Raw genomic sequence first — 14,982 nt, 5'->3', positions numbered from 1 at the left:
GGTCGTGCGCGATGGGCGTTTGGAGTTCGTACCCGATCGATTTGATAAGATTTATTTAGGTTGGATGGAAAACATCCGGGATTGGTGTATTTCTCGGCAGCTGTGGTGGGGACACCGCATCCCAGTTTGGTATTGTGAAGATTGCGGCAAGGAAATCTGCACGCAGGACGATCCGGTAAGCTGTCCAAGCTGCGGAGCTAAGCACTTGAAGCAAGATCCGGACGTCTTAGATACGTGGTTCTCCTCGGGTCTTTGGCCATTTTCTACCTTGGGTTGGCCGGAAAAAACGCCCGAACTGGACCAGTTTTATCCGACGTCTGTGTTGGTCACGGGCCGGGACATTATCTTCTTCTGGGTTGCGCGTATGATTTTTATGTCAATGCAGTTCATGGGCGAAGCGCCCTTTGCTAAAGTCATGATTCACGGACTGGTGCTCGATGCCAAGGGGCGGAAGATGAGCAAATCCCTGGGCAACGGCGTCGATCCGATTGAAGTCATCGAGCAGTATGGGGCAGATACCTTACGGTTTATGTTGATCACCGGCAATACGCCGGGCAATGACCTGCGTTTCCATCCGGAACGTTTAGAAGCAACCCGCAATTTCTCGAACAAGATTTGGAATGCCTCTCGTTATGTGCTGATGAATTTAGAAGACTATGCAGAAGGGCCGCGTGGGGAACTGACCCTGGCTGATCGTTGGATTCTTTCTCGTTATGCAGCGACTGTGGAGAACGTCACCGAAGCTCTCGAAAACTTTGATCTAGGTGAAGCGGGCCGATTACTTTATGAGTTTATTTGGAATGAATTCTGTGACTGGTATATTGAGCTCACCAAGCCCCGCCTCTATAACAAAGAAGATGGGTTAGCGAGGCATACGGCTCAATCGATCTTGTTTGAAGTTCTCGAAGGAACTCTGCGGCTTTTACATCCCTATATGCCTTTCCTGACCGAAGAGATATGGCAAAACCTGCCTGTACAGGGCGAAACTATTATGCTGCAGGCGTGGCCAGAAGTACCAACCTATCAGGATGCGCTGGCTGATAAAAATATGACCCTCCTCATGGAATCGATTAAAGCGATCCGCAACATTCGGGCGGAGATGAAGGTGGCACCAGGCCAAAAAGTAGAGATCATCCTGCTGGCCCCGGAGGCGACTCAACGCGAAGTGCTCGAAAATGGCAAAGCAGATATTCTGAAATTGGCCGGAGGGGCGAGTGTCGAGCTGTTTGCAGCGCTGGCCGAGAAACCTCCTCAAGCAGCTAGTGCAGTTTTGGAGGGAGTCGAAATTTATCTGCCTTTAAAAGGGTTGATGGATCTAGATAAAGAAGTAGCCCGTGTGGAAAAGGAGATTTCTGTTGCCATCCAGGATCAACAGACTTTGGAGGTGAAACTTAATAATCCAGGATTCACAGGTAAAGCACCGGCGGCTGTTGTAGCCAAAGAACGGGAAAAACTTGATGCGGTGCTGGCTCGTAAAGTTGCCTTAGAGGAACGACTAAAAGAGCTAAAGCAAAACGCGTAAAGTGAGGCGCGATGTTCGAGATCTCCATTCTTGGCGATGCTGTCTGTGTTAGTGACATGCTTGAGTGGAGCGGCAATTTCGTGTGGAAAACTGAAAGAGGAGGGGAAAGCGGGTATGTCCGAAAAAGATCTCGAAAAGGAATATCAAGAAAGCTTACAATACCTCGTCAACATGACAACATTTGGTATTAATTTCGGTTTGGGACGTATTGAGGAACTTCTTAAGCGGTTGGGGAACCCAGAAAAGGCTCTGCGCGTAATCCATGTAGGGGGTACGAACGGCAAGGGTTCGACAACGGTCATGATCGCCCGTATTTTGAAAAAGTCAGGGCACAGAGTTGGGGTTTTTACTTCACCTCATATGCATGATTGGCGGGAGCGCATGGTAATCAATGGATTAATGGTTCCCAAGGAACGGGTTGTTCAGTTGATTAAACGCGTGGTCCCGCTTTTGGAGGACATGGTTGCCAAAGGGTTCGAGCATCCAACCGAGTTTGAGGTAAGTACCGCGCTGGCCTTTCTCTATTTCGCAGAGGAAAAGGTAGATTTTGCTGTAATTGAAGTTGGCTTAGGTGGGGCAATCGATTCGACGAATGTGGTTTCCCCTCTCATCTCGGTCATAACCAATGTGGGCATGGATCACATGGATTATTTGGGTTCGGATGTGGTTTCCATTGCCAAAGTAAAGGCTGGAATCATTAAACCGAACTCGGTTGTCGTGACGGCTTCCGAAAATCCGGAAGTGATTCAGGTGTTGCGTGAACAAGCTAAGGCCGTAGGTGTTCCGCTTTGGTTGGTGGGAGAAGATGTCCGGTGGGAAAGCAAGTGGAGTGGAGAGCTGGAACAGGAATTTGACCTGGCAGGGCTGCATGGGGTTTACTCGAAACTGCGCCTGAGCTTGATAGGGTTGCACCAGCTTCGCAATGCCGCCACAGCGGTGACCGTCTGTGAAGTGCTCAAAAATGACTATGGCGTAAATATCACTCGCGAGGCCATTTATACTGGCTTGAGCGAGGTCGTGTGGCCGGGACGCTTAGAACTGCTTTCCCTAAAACCTAAAGTTCTCTTGGATGGGGCGCACAATGTGGACGGAGCCCAGGCCTTAGCCCAGGCTATCCACCTCTATAGCCGGGACCGCCTCATCCTTTGTTTGGGTATGCTGGCGGACAAAGAACGGGAAAAAGTGGTCACTATGCTTGTGCCTTTGGCGGACGAAATCATCATCACGCGCCCTGATTCACCACGTGCGGGTGACTGGGAGGCTTTGGGAAGTTTGGCTGAAGAACATGGTCGACCGGTAACCTGCATTGAAAATCCTAAGGAAGCGGTTATCTTTGCACTCAGCCGGCTTGAGGGGAACGATATGCTATGTGTAACAGGTTCGATTTACATGCTGGCCGATGCTCGCCAAGCTTTAATCGAGAAATTAAAACATTAAGAAAATGGGGGCCAAAGAGAATGATGGTAAAAAACTTAACATACAATTTACACAAACCCACTTTGATTTGATATAATACTCCGTGGAATGAAGCCGCCTTACTCAATGTACGTAGAGTTTTGTTGAAAAATTACGAATATTGTCCGTTTGAGGCTATTTCCGATGGGGTTCTGAGAAAATATTTAGGTTGGGGGTTATTTTTTATGTTCAGTTTGTCACCAAAAGAAGATAAATTTTATCAACTCTTTGGCCAAAGCACTGAAATCATCACTAAATCACTTAAAAGGCTCCAAGGAATTATGCAACAAGATTTCGTTTCCGCAGAAGACGCAGCTCAAATGCAGCGCTTCGAACATGAAGCAGACAATGTAACCACTCAAATCTTAGAACGGCTGAATTCCACGTTTATTACTCCGTTGGATCGTGAAGATATCTACAAACTAGCCCAAGTTCTGGATGATATCGTTGATTATGCCGAAGGCACTGTAGAACGTATGCATCTTTATCGTACGGGCAAACCCTCACTGGGAGCCCAAGAACTTGTCCATTTGGTGGGGTTGGCAGCAGAGCAAATTCAGACAGCATTCTCTTGCTTGGGAAACATTCACTATAAAAAGACCAAGATCCAGGCCGCTGCCGAAGAAATCTACCATCTGGAATGCGCTGGGGACAAGCTTTACAGGCAGGAAGTAGCTCGTCTGTTCGAACATGAGAAAGACCCGATTGAGGTTATTAAATGGAAAGAGATCCTGGAGCATATTGAAGCGACGTTAGATCATTGTGAATCCATTGCCGATCTTCTTAAAAGTGTGGTCTTAAAGTATGACTAATCTAGGTATGATGTTAGTCGTTGTCGTGTTTTTAGCCCTTGCTTTCGACTACATCAATGGATTTCATGATACAGCAAATGCCATTGCCACCAGTGTTTCGACTCGCGCGTTAACACCAAAACGGGCTGTGGTTCTCGCCTCGACCTTTAATCTTATTGGAGCTCTTTATAGTACGGGAGTTGCCCAAACGATTGCCAAGGATATCATTTCGCCTAAATTTGTGACCCAAGAAGTCGTAATTGCCGCTTTGCTCAGCGCAATCGCTTGGAACCTCGTTACTTGGTATATGGGAATTCCCAGCAGTTCTTCGCACGCCATTGTTGGCGGAATGAGCGGAGCCGCCGTTGCTAGGGTGGGATTTAGCGTTTTGCAGTGGCAAGGTTTAGGGAAAATCTTAGCTGCCCTGGTTTTTTCCCCAATTGTCGGTATGATTCTTGGTTTTGCGATTATGAAGATCTTGGCCCTTGTTTTTGCTCATGCTGCACCGTCCCGTGTCAATCACGGATTTAAGAAAATGCAAATCTTTTCTGCAGGCTTGCTGGCCTTTAACCATGGGTCCAATGATGCTCAGAAATCGATGGGAATTATCACCATGGCCCTGATCGCGGCTGGGTTGCAATCCCAAACAGTTTTGGCCCCGCCACTTTGGGTGAAATTTGCTTGTGCCTTAGCCATGTCTTTAGGAACGGCGGCAGGTGGTTGGAAGATTATTCATACCATGGGAGGCAAGATCTTTAAGCTAGAGCCCATCAATGGGTTTGCTGCAGATTTAAGTTCCTCGATAGTCATTTGGTCAGCGACCGTATTTCCTGGTTTGCATCTGCCTGTTTCCACCACCCATGTCGTTTCAGGTTCGATCATGGGGGTTGGGAGTGCCAAACGAGTTTCCGCTGTGCGTTGGGGTGTAGCCCAACAGATGCTTGTCGCTTGGTTGGTAACAATTCCCTCAACATCTCTTCTTGCTGCCCTCTTTTATACGATCTTATCGAGATTTTTTTAAATATCATGTATAAAAGCGCTACGGTTTTTTAACGACACCGGGCGCTTTTCTTATTTTTGTTTAATAAAGTCTATTTCCTTTATCAAACACATATCATCCGATAAAAGGACTGTCCAAGCAACACGGAAGGGGAATGGAAGCATGCAAGGGAGAAGGCTAGGGTTAGAGCGAATTCGAATCGTCATTATCTTAATCTTGGGGATGATGGCCTTGGGTTTACTGACGTTGGGGATTGGTAAGGTTTATTTGGAACTCGTAGGGCAATCCAGTCGTGTAAAGGCCGAATCACAAAAAAGCCAACAAGTTTCCAATACCCTCGATGGCACAGTACTAGTCCTTCCAAAAGCGATGTTTTGGACCTGTCAGGTTGGCGTTTTTCAAAACGAAACGAATGCGCAGTTGACGAGAGAAAGACTTCAGGTGTTAGCCCTTGATGCCGAAGTGTTAAACGCTAATCCCTGGATAGTTGGTATAGGCTTGGGTCATTCAGCCAATGAGCTTAAAGGGATGCGCCAATTCCTTGCCGAAAAAGGAATCCAAACCATTGCGAAACAAATCGAGCTTCCGGAACGGTCATTCCGTGTCGCCGGAAATGGTTCACAACTTACAGCCGAACTGTTGACAAACGTCAATACGATACTCCAAAAGGGGATGACGGCTGAGGTTCTGGCTAAGGAAGAGCAGGCTTGGAATTCCTTAGCAGGGGAGCATCCACCTAAAGAATTGGAAGCGCTCCATCAAATGTATAATCAAATTCGGGCAAAAATCAATCGTGAAGATCAAAACGCTTTGGGATTGTCGCTATATTTTGAATCTCAGAGGGTTATTAATAAGTTTTCTGGTAAATAATAGAGGGAGAAAGTGTCTTAGCCCGGTCGCGCACGTTGCATTTGCTATTCGCTTGCCGATAAGGCTAAAACTCAAAACCTCTGGGCTTTCTGCATGTTAACCGTTGAGTTTCTTAACGCCTTATCGTCTGCGCTCATTGACGCAAATTCCACTAAAGCGCTCCCTAAGCTAAGAAACTTCCTCCAGGCTTGTGGGTCGACGGGGGTTGGGACGACGGGGTTGGGACGACGAGGTTGGGACGACGTAGGGTGTTTTTGGGGCTGTTTGCGTCTTTGACGCAAAGGCGATTTGATGCAAGTGGGGGACGGTTCTTGCACTTGCACTTGCACTAAAGCGCTCCCCCTAAGCTAAGAAACTTTCTCTGAGCTGGGGTCGACGGGGTTGGGACGACGTAGGGTGTTTTGGGGCTGTTTGCGTCTTTGACGCAAAGGCGATTTTGGATGCAAGTGGGGGCGGTTCTTGGTGGCATGCTTGGAATGCTTGGCATGCTTGGCACCGCTGCATCAGTCCATCAGTCCATGGTCCATCACGGCAGCTAGTCATCCTGCAAGGAAGGCTAATTCGTGCGAAGACAGTGTCTTCGGGCGATGCTCTAACCTCGAACGTCCTGTTTGAGTTTTGGACAAGTCACGTTGCATGTGTTAACGTCTTATCGACTGCGCTCATTGACGCAATTCTACTGAAGTGCTCTCTAAGTTAAGCAGATGCCTTCAGGCTTGTGGGTTGACGGGGTTAGGACGACGTGAGCGTTGTGGAGCTGTTTGCGTCTTGGACGCAAAGACGCCTGCGAAATGAGGGGAGATTCCTCTGGCTTGTGGGTTGACGTGGTTAGGTTGACGTGGTTAGGATGACGTGAGTTGTGGAGCTGTTTGCGTTTTGACGCAAAGGCGCTTGAATAGAGAGGTAGAAGGAACGGTTTTAAGGATTAGAATGTTGTTAACATACTTAACAGGATTAAATACGCAAATTGTGTTTTTCCTGGATAGTGATATAATTAACTATCTATATTTGACAAATTATAGTGAGAAATGAGGGAACCATTTGAAAACGCTAAAAATTCCAGAGGCGACAATTATTCGACTATCAGTTTATTCACGTCATTTGACTGAAGTTGATCGAAAAGGAATTATAACCACCTCCTCGGGAGATATTGCTGATGGAGTCGGCGTTAGTCCCGCACAAGTTCGGAAGGATCTGGCCTACTTTGGGGAGTTTGGGACAAGAGGTGTTGGGTATAACGTTAAAGATCTCCGTCAACATATTCTAAGGATTCTTGGTTTAAGCGTTGATTGGAGTGTGACCCTGGTAGGCGTGGGGAACTTAGGGTTGGCTTTGAGTTCCTATAAAGGGTTTAGTGAACGGGGTTTTATCATTACGAGTATTTTTGATTCAGATCCCAGCAAGGTGGGTACAATGATCGGTAATGTGGAGGTTCTGCCTATCGATCGATTGGCGGAAGTGGTGAAACAAAATCGCACGCAGATCGGCATTGTCGCTGTGCCGGCGGCTGTGGCGCAGGAAATCGCTGATCAATTGATCCAAGCGGGTGTACAAGCTATTTTGAATTTTGCCCCAGTGGTACTCAACGTTCCGCCTGAGATTGAGTTGCGCAATGTTGACCTGGTAGTGAATCTTGAGGTATTGACATTTAATGTGGGTGCGCAGTGGTTTTAGGACGGCTTGGGTCGAGCAGATGTGCGAATTGCCCGTTCACATGCGCTCTGTTGCTGTTTACTTAACTGCAAAACAAGCCGCCAAACCTCTGGGCTTTCTGCATGTGAACCCATGGCTTGCTTATCGTTTTGCAGTCTAAGTTGCACTTGACGCAACGCCGCGAACATGTTCACTAAGCAATTCACCCCTCTGCTTCGGTACTGCACCGTGGGGTTGGGAACGAGGCGGGGATGATGCTTGTTTGCCTTACAGCTGCTTTGTGAAAGGAAACGCTCTTTTACTTGATTCAATATTCTGTGATTGAACTGTTGTGTATTAATAGGTTCCTGTCGTATAATAGCACCATGAAGAAGTGTATCTAGGGTTCCGCCGCAAGGGTCTGGTCCGAGCGATACTGGTTGGATGGTGCCGACTACACCGTGTGGGAGAAAAGCCCCGTGGCAAGTTCTTTGGAACTCGGCGCGGGGCTTTTTAGTACTGTCAGAAAGTATAAGTTTTCTTTAGATGTGCGAAAACAAGAGGAGGAAAAGTATGAATCAACATCAGGAGAAAAAGAAAATTACAGTGTACGATACGACGTTGCGAGATGGGGCTCAGGGTGAGGGGATTCATTTTTCTACGCGGGATAAGTTGAGTTACGTGAAGCGGATTGAAGAAATGGGGAGTCTCTATGTGGAAGCGGGTTGGCCGGGTGCAAATCCACGGGATGAAGAACTTTTCCAGCTCGTGCACGAGTTGCATCTGTCACAGGCACGTATTGCAGCGTTTGGGAGTACCTGCAAGGTAAATGAGTCTCCAGAGAAGAGTAATATTTTGCTGAATCTTCTCGCTTCCAAAGCTAAAACAATTACAATTTTTGGGAAATCATGGGATCTGCATGTTCGTGATGTCTTGCGGACAACTCATGAGGAAAACCTGCGTTTGATCCGAGAGTCCGTTGCTTTTTTGGTTTCCCAAGGACGTGAGGTTTTCTTTGATGGCGAACATTTTTTTGATGGATATAAAGAAAATCCGGACTATGCCTTGAAGTGCATCGCCGCTGCGCTCGAAGCCGGAGCGGCGATGGCAATTTTATGTGATACAAATGGAGGATGTTTGCCCGGAGAAATAACTGAAGGTGTTCGGGCTGTTATGCAGGCATTTTCGCCTCAAGAACTTGGGATCCATGTCCACAATGATGGTGGTCTGGCCGTTGCTAATTCCTACGTAGCTGTGGAGGCTGGGGTAACTCAAATTCAGGGAACGTGGAATGGGTTCGGGGAACGCTGTGGTAATGCTAATTTAAGTACGCTCATTCCGTTATTACAAATCAAAGGGGGATACTCGGTCGTTTCTGATTCGGCTTTGCTAAAGATCACTCCCTTTTCACGTTTCGTTGCCGAGCTTACCAACGCGCCTTTTGATGATCGTCAGCCGTATGTGGGCCGCAGTGCCTTTGCTCATAAAGCGGGTATGCACGTGGATGCGATCCTTAAAAATCAACGTTCCTTTGAGCATATGGACCCTGCCGGGGTGGGAAATGAGCGTCGTATTCTAATCTCAGATCAGGCCGGGAAAGCCAATATCTTGGAACGTTTGCAGCGTTTTGAACCAGCTATGAGTAAAGATGACCCTCGGGTTGAAAAGGCCATGATCGAGATCAAAGAGTTAGAACATACCGGGTTTCAATTCGAAGCAGCTGAAGGAAGTCTTGATCTATTACTCCTGCGGATACTTGGCAAGTTCCCAGCTCCACCGTTTGAAGTACTGGATTATCATGTTTGGAGTGACCCCTTACGAGGAGAACTTGATTCTGTCGCGGTGGTCAAAGTCAAAGTCGGTGAAGAATCAGTACAAATCGCTTCTGAAGGAAATGGTCCCGTGAATGCTTTGGATACGGCATTGCGACAGGCCCTCGTAAGTTTCTTCCCGATTTTAGGGGAGAGTGAACTTGTGGATTATAAGGTGAGGGTTCTCGACGGTTCGCGTGGCACAGAAGCCATTGTGCGGGTTATCATCGATACTCGTCTGGATCAAGAAGTCTGGGGGACAATCGGGGTGTCCAAGAATATTCTTAAGGCTAGTGCCCAGGCTTTGCTCGATGCGCTCATTTGGACGATTTGGAGAGGGACCGCAAGACACTAGGATGTGTTTCAGCCAAAAGGGATAATACTTTCGGACTAAGAATAAAGAACTATTAAGAGGCTGTTGCAAAACGAACTGAGAAAGTTCGTAAGCATCAGCCCCTTTTTTAAAATATCAGGAAGTAGGGAAAACGGCGGATAGTTCATTTGTATTGCCAAATGGAGTAGTTCTTTGCATAAAGAGTTACTCGGGATTTGCTCTGGGGAGGAGCGCTTATCTGCTGTGTTAACCCGTGCGAAGACGGTGTCTTCGTTCTGCACGCGTCTGCGAGTTCCACCGCTGGCTCGCTGGACGGTTCGCAGTGCACAGGGATGTGCACTGCCGCCAATGCGCCAAGGATGGCGCTTTTGGCACGATAGTCTCCAGTGGAGATTATCGCCGTCGGCGGTTCTTTAAAAGAATACTATCGCCGAAGGATGAACCCCGCTCCCCAAAGCCGGGAGCTTGAACGGTTAGTTTGCTCTGCGTCGTAAGCACTGAGCGCTGTGTCACACAAGTCCTCAAGAACTTGCTTAGTAAAGGGGAAGATGCTATGCTAGAATTATACGATGCATAATTAGGAGAGTTAGGCTTTGGATGGATTACTATAGATGGAAGGGGAAAAAACAATGGTGGTTGGGCGAAATTCCTCAGGGTCAGGAAGAACCGTGTTACTCATTCTGATCGGTGCTGCCATGGGGACTTTAGTCGGATTTGGTTTGGAGAAATATGGAATTTTCGCGCCGTTTTTGCGCCCAGCCGTCATCGATGTACCCTCCCATACTTACTTGGATTTCTTTTTTTTCTCCCTTTCCTTTGGTTTTCGCTTGAGTATTACCATCGCGACAATTTTAGGGGCATTTGGAGGATATTTATTGTCAAGGAAGTGGTAATATGCTTGTACTTGCTTCCTCGTCTCCACGAAGGGCAATGCTGCTTTGTGAGCGAGGTTATGCCTTTGAAACGATCAAGGCTTCGGTTTCAGAAGTATTGCCGGAAGGGATGACCCCTGAGATTGGGGTTAGACATTTGGCTATACGTAAAGCGCAAGCGGGTTTAGCTCATTGGTTAGATCTGGGAGGGCACACTCAGGATGTTGTGTTAGGGGCGGACACGATGGTGGTCCTTGATGACTGCATTTTAGGGAAACCGTCAACACCCGCGGAAGCGGAAAAAATGCTGCTCAGGCTCAGTGACAGGACACATGTTGTTCTGACCGGCGTGGCTTTGATTTCCGGATCCGGAAGATTGGAAGCGGACGTGGTGCAAACCGTCGTGCGTTTTCGGCAGCTTTCTAGGCAGGAAATCAAGGAATACGTAAGCAGTGGGGAACCGATGGACAAGGCTGGAGCCTACGGTATTCAGGGGGAAGCAAGGAAATTTGTCGCGTCGTTTGAGGGATCATTGACAAATGTGATTGGCTTACCGATGGAATATCTCTTGGAACATCTAAGGGCGTGGGGGATTGAGCAGACAGATATCGCTTCACGCGAGGTGGAGGATGGATTATCGGCGTTTAAAGGATTTACCGGAGGAACTTCTACCACGTGAGCGGCTTTACCAATTAGGCCCTGAAACCTTATCAAACTGCGAAATTCTGGCGATTTTACTGCGTACCGGTACCAAGGGAGAAAACGTTTTAACGTTAGCAGAACGCATTTTAGTGGAGGTCGGTGGGCTTTCCGGGTTAGGAAAGCTGACGGTCCATGATTTAGCTCAAATACATGGCATAGGCAAAGCGAAATCAGCGGAAGTGAAAGCTGCTTTGGAACTGGGGCGTCGTTCAGTTTCTGTTGATCCAATGTCCCGACCTGTGGTCAATTCTCCGCAAGATGTGGCGCACATAGTTATGGAAGAGATGCGTTTCCTTGATCGTGAGCATTTCAGGGTTGTCTCTTTATCAACCAAGAATCATGTTCTGGGGATCAGTTCCGTCTCGATTGGTTCACTCAATTCCTCGTTAGTTCACCCACGAGAGTGTTTTAAAGAAGCAATTCGGCGCAACTCTAACGCCATTATATTATTGCACAATCACCCCAGCGGCGATCCAACTCCCAGCCAGGAAGATATCGAAGTAACCCGTCGTTTGGCTGAGGGGGGGAAGATTCTCGGGATTGAAGTACTTGACCACGTGATTATTGGCGATAATCGATTTATCAGTTTAAAGGAACGTGGAATCTTGTAGTAAAAGAACGGGGAATCTTGTAGCGAAGTTCGATATTCGATATTCGATGATCGAACTTTGAATTCGATTCTGCGAATCGAAGGACGAAATTAAAGTATAAGGTTGATGACTTTGGGCTTTTAAAATAGTGTACAAACTTTGTTGCTGCGGTTGAATTCTCAAAATCTCGCGTTTTGGAATTAGGTAGATTACAGAGTGATCGGGTATACTTATCCTATAAAGTGTAAAGCGTGACTGGAAGGAGTTATAGCAAACAATGTTTAATTTTTTTAGCAGGGACTTAGGAATTGATTTGGGAACTGCAAATACGTTGGTTCATGTGAAGGGAAAAGGAATTGTTGTACGGGAACCTTCCGTAGTAGCGATGGATATATCGACAAAGACCCCTCTGGCTGTTGGTGACAAAGCCAAGGAGATGATCGGTCGGACTCCGAGTAATATCGTAGCAATTCGGCCCTTAAAAGATGGGGTTATTTCTGATTTTAATGTAACGCAAAAAATGCTGAAATATTTTATTAGTCGAGCACTAGGGACCGAGCACCCTTTTATCCGTCCACGTGTGGTTATTTGTGTGCCTTCCGGTGTAACTCCGGTTGAGGAACGTGCGGTCAAAGAAGCAGCTATTGCAGCAGGTGCGAAAGACCCGATTATTTTGGAAGAGCCCATGGCCGCAGCTATCGGTGCCGGTCTTCCGGTTAGTGAGCCAACGGGGAATATGATCGTAGACATCGGGGGAGGTACCACAGAAGTAGCGGTTATTTCCTTGGGGGGAATTGTTACAAGTCGTTCTATCCGTGTGGCAGGCGATGAAATGGATGATGCTATCGTTGCCCATATTAAAAGACGTTATAATCTAATGGTCGGTTATCGTACAGCGGAATCATTGAAGTTTGAAATCGGGTTTGCCTACAAGGCAGAACCCGGCATGTACACAGTGCGCGGACGGGATTTATTAACGGGACTCCCTAAAACTGTGGAAGTGACTTCTGAAGAAATTCAAGAGGCTCTGCAAGAGCCAGTCATGGCCATTGTTGATGCAGTGAAATCCTGTCTGGAAAAAACTCCCCCAGAATTGTCTTCGGACATCATGGATCGCGGTATTATGATGGCCGGTGGGGGTTCTTTACTCCGCAATCTGGACAGGCTCATTTCGGATGAAACAGGTATAGCGGTGCACATGGCGGAGGACCCACTATCCTGTGTTGTCAATGGGACTGGGCATGTCCTGGAAGACGCAGATATCCTGCGTAAAATTGCCGCCTCGCAAAAGAGTTAAAAACAGCGGGGAGGAATTATGGTGGGGAAAAGAGTTAATGTAACGGGAATTGCGGTTCTCGTTTTCTTTCTGTTGTTGGGCGTACTGATCATAATTCGACTAACGGGGCTGGGCAGCAATTTTCCCAATCCGGTTGGGGGAGTTTTGCAGCGTGTTTTAAGCCCGATCGAAGCGACTATGCTTGAGTTAGGGACTGGTATTCGGGATAATACGAAAGCATTGTGGGACTTCCGAGAAGTCGAAACTGAAAACGAAACCCTACGCAAGCAAGTAGCGCAATTAACAGGAGATAATCTCAAGCTCAAAGAACAGGTCTTGGCAGGTATGCGTTATACAGAGCTTGATAAGGGCCAGTTTCGCAGTCCGTCTCTGGATAAATTTTCCAAGATTGGAGCCAGTGTTATTAATCGCAATCCAAACACCTGGTATCAGACCTTGACTTTAAACCGTGGAAGCGCCGATGGGGTTACAGCGAATGACCCGGTCATCGGGGCTTTAGGGCTGGTGGGGAAAATAGTTTCTGTTTCCTCGACAACCTCTGAAGTATTGATGATCCTCGACGGGGAAGGGCAAGTAAGTGCCTTGGTGCGTGGCAGTACCGGTGAAGGGACCTTTGGCATTGTGCAAGGTACTTATAAGCGCGGTTCCCGCCTGACTCCGGCAGGGAATTTGCAAATGCTTTTTCTCCGCGAGGATAATGTCAATGCCGGAGACTTAGTGTTTACATCAGGGATTGGCGGGGTTTATCCCAAAGATGTCCCGATTGGGAAAGTAAAGAGTATTCAGCTCGACCCTTCTGGTTTGCTCAAAACCGCTTATATTGAGCCGCTGGTTGACTTTGATTCCTTAGAAGAGGCTTATATCGTTAAAACACCGGGGGGAAAATAATGCGTTATGTATTGATCGCGGTGATGTTTCTCCTGAGCCTTATTTTACCGGGAACTGCCTTTCATTTTTGGTCATGGTCAGGGATTAAACCGGATTTGCTTATGCTCTTAACAATCTATATAGCTATGCATCATCGCTGGCCTTCGGGCGTGTTATGGGGATTGGGTGCGGGCTTATTAGAAGACTTATATTTGGGGCGGTACATTGGTATGTATACGGTCACGCTTGCTGTAGTCGCCTTTTTGAGTTATTGGCTTGCGGAGCGCTGGTATCGGGAGAACTTTCTGCTGACAACCTTTATGGTTTTTATCGTGACCATGGTCGGGCAAGCGGTCGTCGCTTTTTTGAGTCTGGGAGCGGGGCTTCACTGGTCTTTAGGGGATATCGGAGAGTTGGTGATTGGGGTTGCCCTTTACAATGCGATCCTGGTGCCGGTAACTTATCCGTTGATTCACCGGTCTTTTCTGCATGGCTGGTTGCGGTATCGGCCGCGGTATGAGCGATAGGGGGGAGGGAGGAAGTGTCTTAGCACGGTCGCGCACGTTGCATTTGCTATTCGCTTGCCGTTAAGGCTAAAACTCAAAACCTCTGGGCTTTCTGCATGTTAACCGTTGAGTTTCTTAACGCCTTATCGTCTGCGCTCATTGACGCAAATTCCACTAAAGCGCTCCCTAAGCTAAGAAACTTCCTCTAGGCTGGGGTCGACGGGGGTTGGGGCGACGGGGGCTGGGACGACGTAGGGTGCTTGGGGCTGTTTGCGTCTTTGACGCAAAGGCGATTTTGGATGCAAGTGGGATGCAAGTGGGATGCAAGTGGGATGCAAGTGGGATGCAAGTGGGATGCAAGAAGTGGGGACGGTTCTTGCACTTGCACTTGCAAAAACTCAAAACCTCTGGGCTTTCTGCATGTTAACCGTTGAGTTTCTTAACGCCTTATCGTCTGCGCTCATTGACGCAAATTCCACTAAAGCGCTCCCTAAGCTAAGAAACTTCCTCTGGGCTGGGGTCGACGGGGGCTGGGACGACGTAGGGTGTTTTGGGGCTGTTTGCGTCTTTGACGCAAAGGCGATTTTGGATGCGAGTGGGATGCAAGAAGTGGGGACGGTTCTTGCACTTGCACTTGCATGTGGACGACAAGTCCCGTTGAGTTTCTTAACGCCTTATCGTCTGCGCTCATTGACGCTAATTCCATTAAAGCGCTCCCTAAGCTGAGAAACTT

The 14,982-nt window shown here is 47.8% G+C and carries 18 protein-coding genes; 16 read left to right on the top strand and 2 right to left on the bottom strand.

The genetic code is table 11. The features are described from left to right. From DSBG_RS14340 to DSBG_RS14320, 5 genes are all read left to right on the top strand, one after another. The coding region (locus DSBG_RS14340; RefSeq protein WP_141694330.1) for a class I tRNA ligase family protein at nucleotides 1-1,522 on the top strand (1,522 nt) is incomplete at its 5' end. A gap of 114 nt (nucleotides 1,523-1,636) precedes the next feature. Then, nucleotides 1,637-2,959 carry a bifunctional folylpolyglutamate synthase/dihydrofolate synthase gene (locus DSBG_RS14335; RefSeq protein WP_068964993.1) on the top strand — a complete coding sequence of 441 codons (1,323 nt, stop codon included), beginning with the start codon at nucleotides 1,637-1,639 and terminating at the stop codon, nucleotides 2,957-2,959. A gap of 203 nt (nucleotides 2,960-3,162) precedes the next feature. Beyond that, entirely contained in the window at nucleotides 3,163-3,789 is a 627-nt protein-coding gene (locus DSBG_RS14330) for a DUF47 domain-containing protein (RefSeq protein WP_068964992.1), read from the top strand. Continuing rightward, the gene (locus DSBG_RS14325) at nucleotides 3,782-4,789 is read left to right on the top strand and encodes an inorganic phosphate transporter (RefSeq protein WP_068964991.1); all 1,008 of its coding nucleotides are present in this window, start codon (nucleotides 3,782-3,784) and stop codon (nucleotides 4,787-4,789) included. The genes DSBG_RS14330 and DSBG_RS14325 overlap by 8 nt, the downstream gene beginning before the upstream one ends. Before the next feature lie 141 nt (nucleotides 4,790-4,930). Next, nucleotides 4,931-5,638: an SPOR domain-containing protein gene (locus DSBG_RS14320; protein WP_068964990.1), complete on the top strand. Its 708-nt coding sequence runs from the start codon at nucleotides 4,931-4,933 to the stop codon at nucleotides 5,636-5,638. Nucleotides 5,639-5,709: 71 nt separating this feature from the next. Here the strand turns inward: DSBG_RS14320 and DSBG_RS14315 are convergent, their stop codons facing one another. Beyond that, nucleotides 5,710-5,967 carry a hypothetical protein gene (locus tag DSBG_RS14315; RefSeq protein ID WP_068964989.1) on the bottom strand — a complete coding sequence of 86 codons (258 nt, stop codon included), beginning with the start codon at nucleotides 5,965-5,967 and terminating at the stop codon, nucleotides 5,710-5,712. Between the two features lie 107 nt (nucleotides 5,968-6,074). Between DSBG_RS14315 and DSBG_RS22560 the strand changes: the two genes are divergently transcribed. Together DSBG_RS22560 and DSBG_RS14310 are read left to right on the top strand one after the other, a co-directional pair. Further along, nucleotides 6,075-6,338, top strand: coding sequence for a hypothetical protein (locus DSBG_RS22560; RefSeq protein WP_141694329.1), 264 nt, complete (start codon nucleotides 6,075-6,077; stop codon nucleotides 6,336-6,338). A gap of 341 nt (nucleotides 6,339-6,679) precedes the next feature. Then, nucleotides 6,680-7,312 (top strand): redox-sensing transcriptional repressor Rex, encoded by a 633-nt coding sequence (locus DSBG_RS14310; RefSeq protein WP_009620707.1) that lies wholly within the window; start codon nucleotides 6,680-6,682, stop codon nucleotides 7,310-7,312. On the opposite strand, the gene DSBG_RS23160 is transcribed toward DSBG_RS14310, so the two are convergent. Further along, a complete protein-coding gene (locus DSBG_RS23160; protein ID WP_176716281.1) occupies nucleotides 7,309-7,485 on the bottom strand; it encodes a hypothetical protein in 177 nt (58 codons plus the stop codon). The genes DSBG_RS14310 and DSBG_RS23160 overlap by 4 nt on opposite strands. A 358-nt stretch (nucleotides 7,486-7,843) precedes the next feature. On the opposite strand from DSBG_RS23160, the gene cimA reads away from it, so the two are divergent. The 9 genes from cimA (at nucleotide 7,844) to DSBG_RS14270 (ending at nucleotide 14,975) form a co-directional block, all read left to right on the top strand. Then, nucleotides 7,844-9,436: a citramalate synthase gene (cimA, locus tag DSBG_RS14305; protein ID WP_068964988.1), complete on the top strand. Its 1,593-nt coding sequence runs from the start codon at nucleotides 7,844-7,846 to the stop codon at nucleotides 9,434-9,436. A 243-nt stretch (nucleotides 9,437-9,679) separates the two neighbouring features. Then, entirely contained in the window at nucleotides 9,680-9,832 is a 153-nt protein-coding gene (locus DSBG_RS23155; RefSeq protein ID WP_176716280.1) for a hypothetical protein, read from the top strand. Nucleotides 9,833-10,044: 212 nt separating this feature from the next. After that, nucleotides 10,045-10,308: a DUF4321 domain-containing protein gene (locus tag DSBG_RS14300; protein WP_068964995.1), complete on the top strand. Its 264-nt coding sequence runs from the start codon at nucleotides 10,045-10,047 to the stop codon at nucleotides 10,306-10,308. 1 nt (nucleotide 10,309) lies between these two features. Then, nucleotides 10,310-10,966, top strand: a complete 657-nt coding sequence (locus tag DSBG_RS14295) for a Maf family protein (RefSeq protein WP_068964987.1) — start codon at nucleotides 10,310-10,312, stop codon at nucleotides 10,964-10,966. After that, nucleotides 10,917-11,600 (top strand): RadC family protein, encoded by a 684-nt coding sequence (gene radC, locus DSBG_RS14290; RefSeq protein ID WP_068964986.1) that lies wholly within the window; start codon nucleotides 10,917-10,919, stop codon nucleotides 11,598-11,600. The genes DSBG_RS14295 and radC overlap by 50 nt, the downstream gene beginning before the upstream one ends. 256 nt (nucleotides 11,601-11,856) lie before the next feature. Further along, nucleotides 11,857-12,876, top strand: coding sequence for a rod shape-determining protein (locus DSBG_RS14285; protein WP_068964985.1), 1,020 nt, complete (start codon nucleotides 11,857-11,859; stop codon nucleotides 12,874-12,876). 18 nt (nucleotides 12,877-12,894) lie between these two features. Continuing rightward, nucleotides 12,895-13,764: a rod shape-determining protein MreC gene (gene mreC, locus DSBG_RS14280; protein ID WP_083236884.1), complete on the top strand. Its 870-nt coding sequence runs from the start codon at nucleotides 12,895-12,897 to the stop codon at nucleotides 13,762-13,764. Continuing rightward, the gene (gene mreD, locus DSBG_RS14275; protein WP_068964983.1) at nucleotides 13,764-14,270 is read left to right on the top strand and encodes a rod shape-determining protein MreD; all 507 of its coding nucleotides are present in this window, start codon (nucleotides 13,764-13,766) and stop codon (nucleotides 14,268-14,270) included. Before mreC ends, mreD begins: the two co-directional genes overlap by 1 nt. A 300-nt stretch (nucleotides 14,271-14,570) precedes the next feature. Then, nucleotides 14,571-14,975 (top strand): hypothetical protein, encoded by a 405-nt coding sequence (locus tag DSBG_RS14270; RefSeq protein WP_068964982.1) that lies wholly within the window; start codon nucleotides 14,571-14,573, stop codon nucleotides 14,973-14,975. Nucleotides 14,976-14,982: the final 7 nt, after the last annotated feature.

It is taken from the genome of Desulfosporosinus cupriresistens, from assembly GCF_001707885.1.
In the GTDB taxonomy this organism is placed as follows: Bacteria; Bacillota; Desulfitobacteriia; order Desulfitobacteriales; family Desulfitobacteriaceae; genus Desulfosporosinus.
The sequence above is the reverse complement of the archived record's forward strand: the minus strand, read 5'-3'. Positions and strand labels throughout refer to the sequence as shown.

Bases quoted from the DNA above. Each gene is read 5' to 3' on its own strand.
- DSBG_RS14335 (WP_068964993.1), top strand. From the start codon at position 1,637: ATGTCCGAAAAAGATCTCGAAAAGGAATATCAAGAAAGCTTACAATAC.
- DSBG_RS14330 (WP_068964992.1), top strand. From the start codon at position 3,163: ATGTTCAGTTTGTCACCAAAAGAAGATAAATTTTATCAACTCTTTGGC.
- DSBG_RS14325 (WP_068964991.1), top strand. From the start codon at position 3,782: ATGACTAATCTAGGTATGATGTTAGTCGTTGTCGTGTTTTTAGCCCTT.
- DSBG_RS14320 (WP_068964990.1), top strand. From the start codon at position 4,931: ATGCAAGGGAGAAGGCTAGGGTTAGAGCGAATTCGAATCGTCATTATC.
- cimA (WP_068964988.1), top strand. From the start codon at position 7,844: ATGAATCAACATCAGGAGAAAAAGAAAATTACAGTGTACGATACGACG.
- DSBG_RS14300 (WP_068964995.1), top strand. From the start codon at position 10,045: ATGGTGGTTGGGCGAAATTCCTCAGGGTCAGGAAGAACCGTGTTACTC.
- DSBG_RS14295 (WP_068964987.1), top strand. From the start codon at position 10,310: ATGCTTGTACTTGCTTCCTCGTCTCCACGAAGGGCAATGCTGCTTTGT.
- radC (WP_068964986.1), top strand. From the start codon at position 10,917: ATGGATTATCGGCGTTTAAAGGATTTACCGGAGGAACTTCTACCACGT.
- DSBG_RS14285 (WP_068964985.1), top strand. From the start codon at position 11,857: ATGTTTAATTTTTTTAGCAGGGACTTAGGAATTGATTTGGGAACTGCA.
- mreC (WP_083236884.1), top strand. From the start codon at position 12,895: ATGGTGGGGAAAAGAGTTAATGTAACGGGAATTGCGGTTCTCGTTTTC.
- mreD (WP_068964983.1), top strand. From the start codon at position 13,764: ATGCGTTATGTATTGATCGCGGTGATGTTTCTCCTGAGCCTTATTTTA.
- DSBG_RS14270 (WP_068964982.1), top strand. From the start codon at position 14,571: ATGCAAGTGGGATGCAAGTGGGATGCAAGTGGGATGCAAGAAGTGGGG.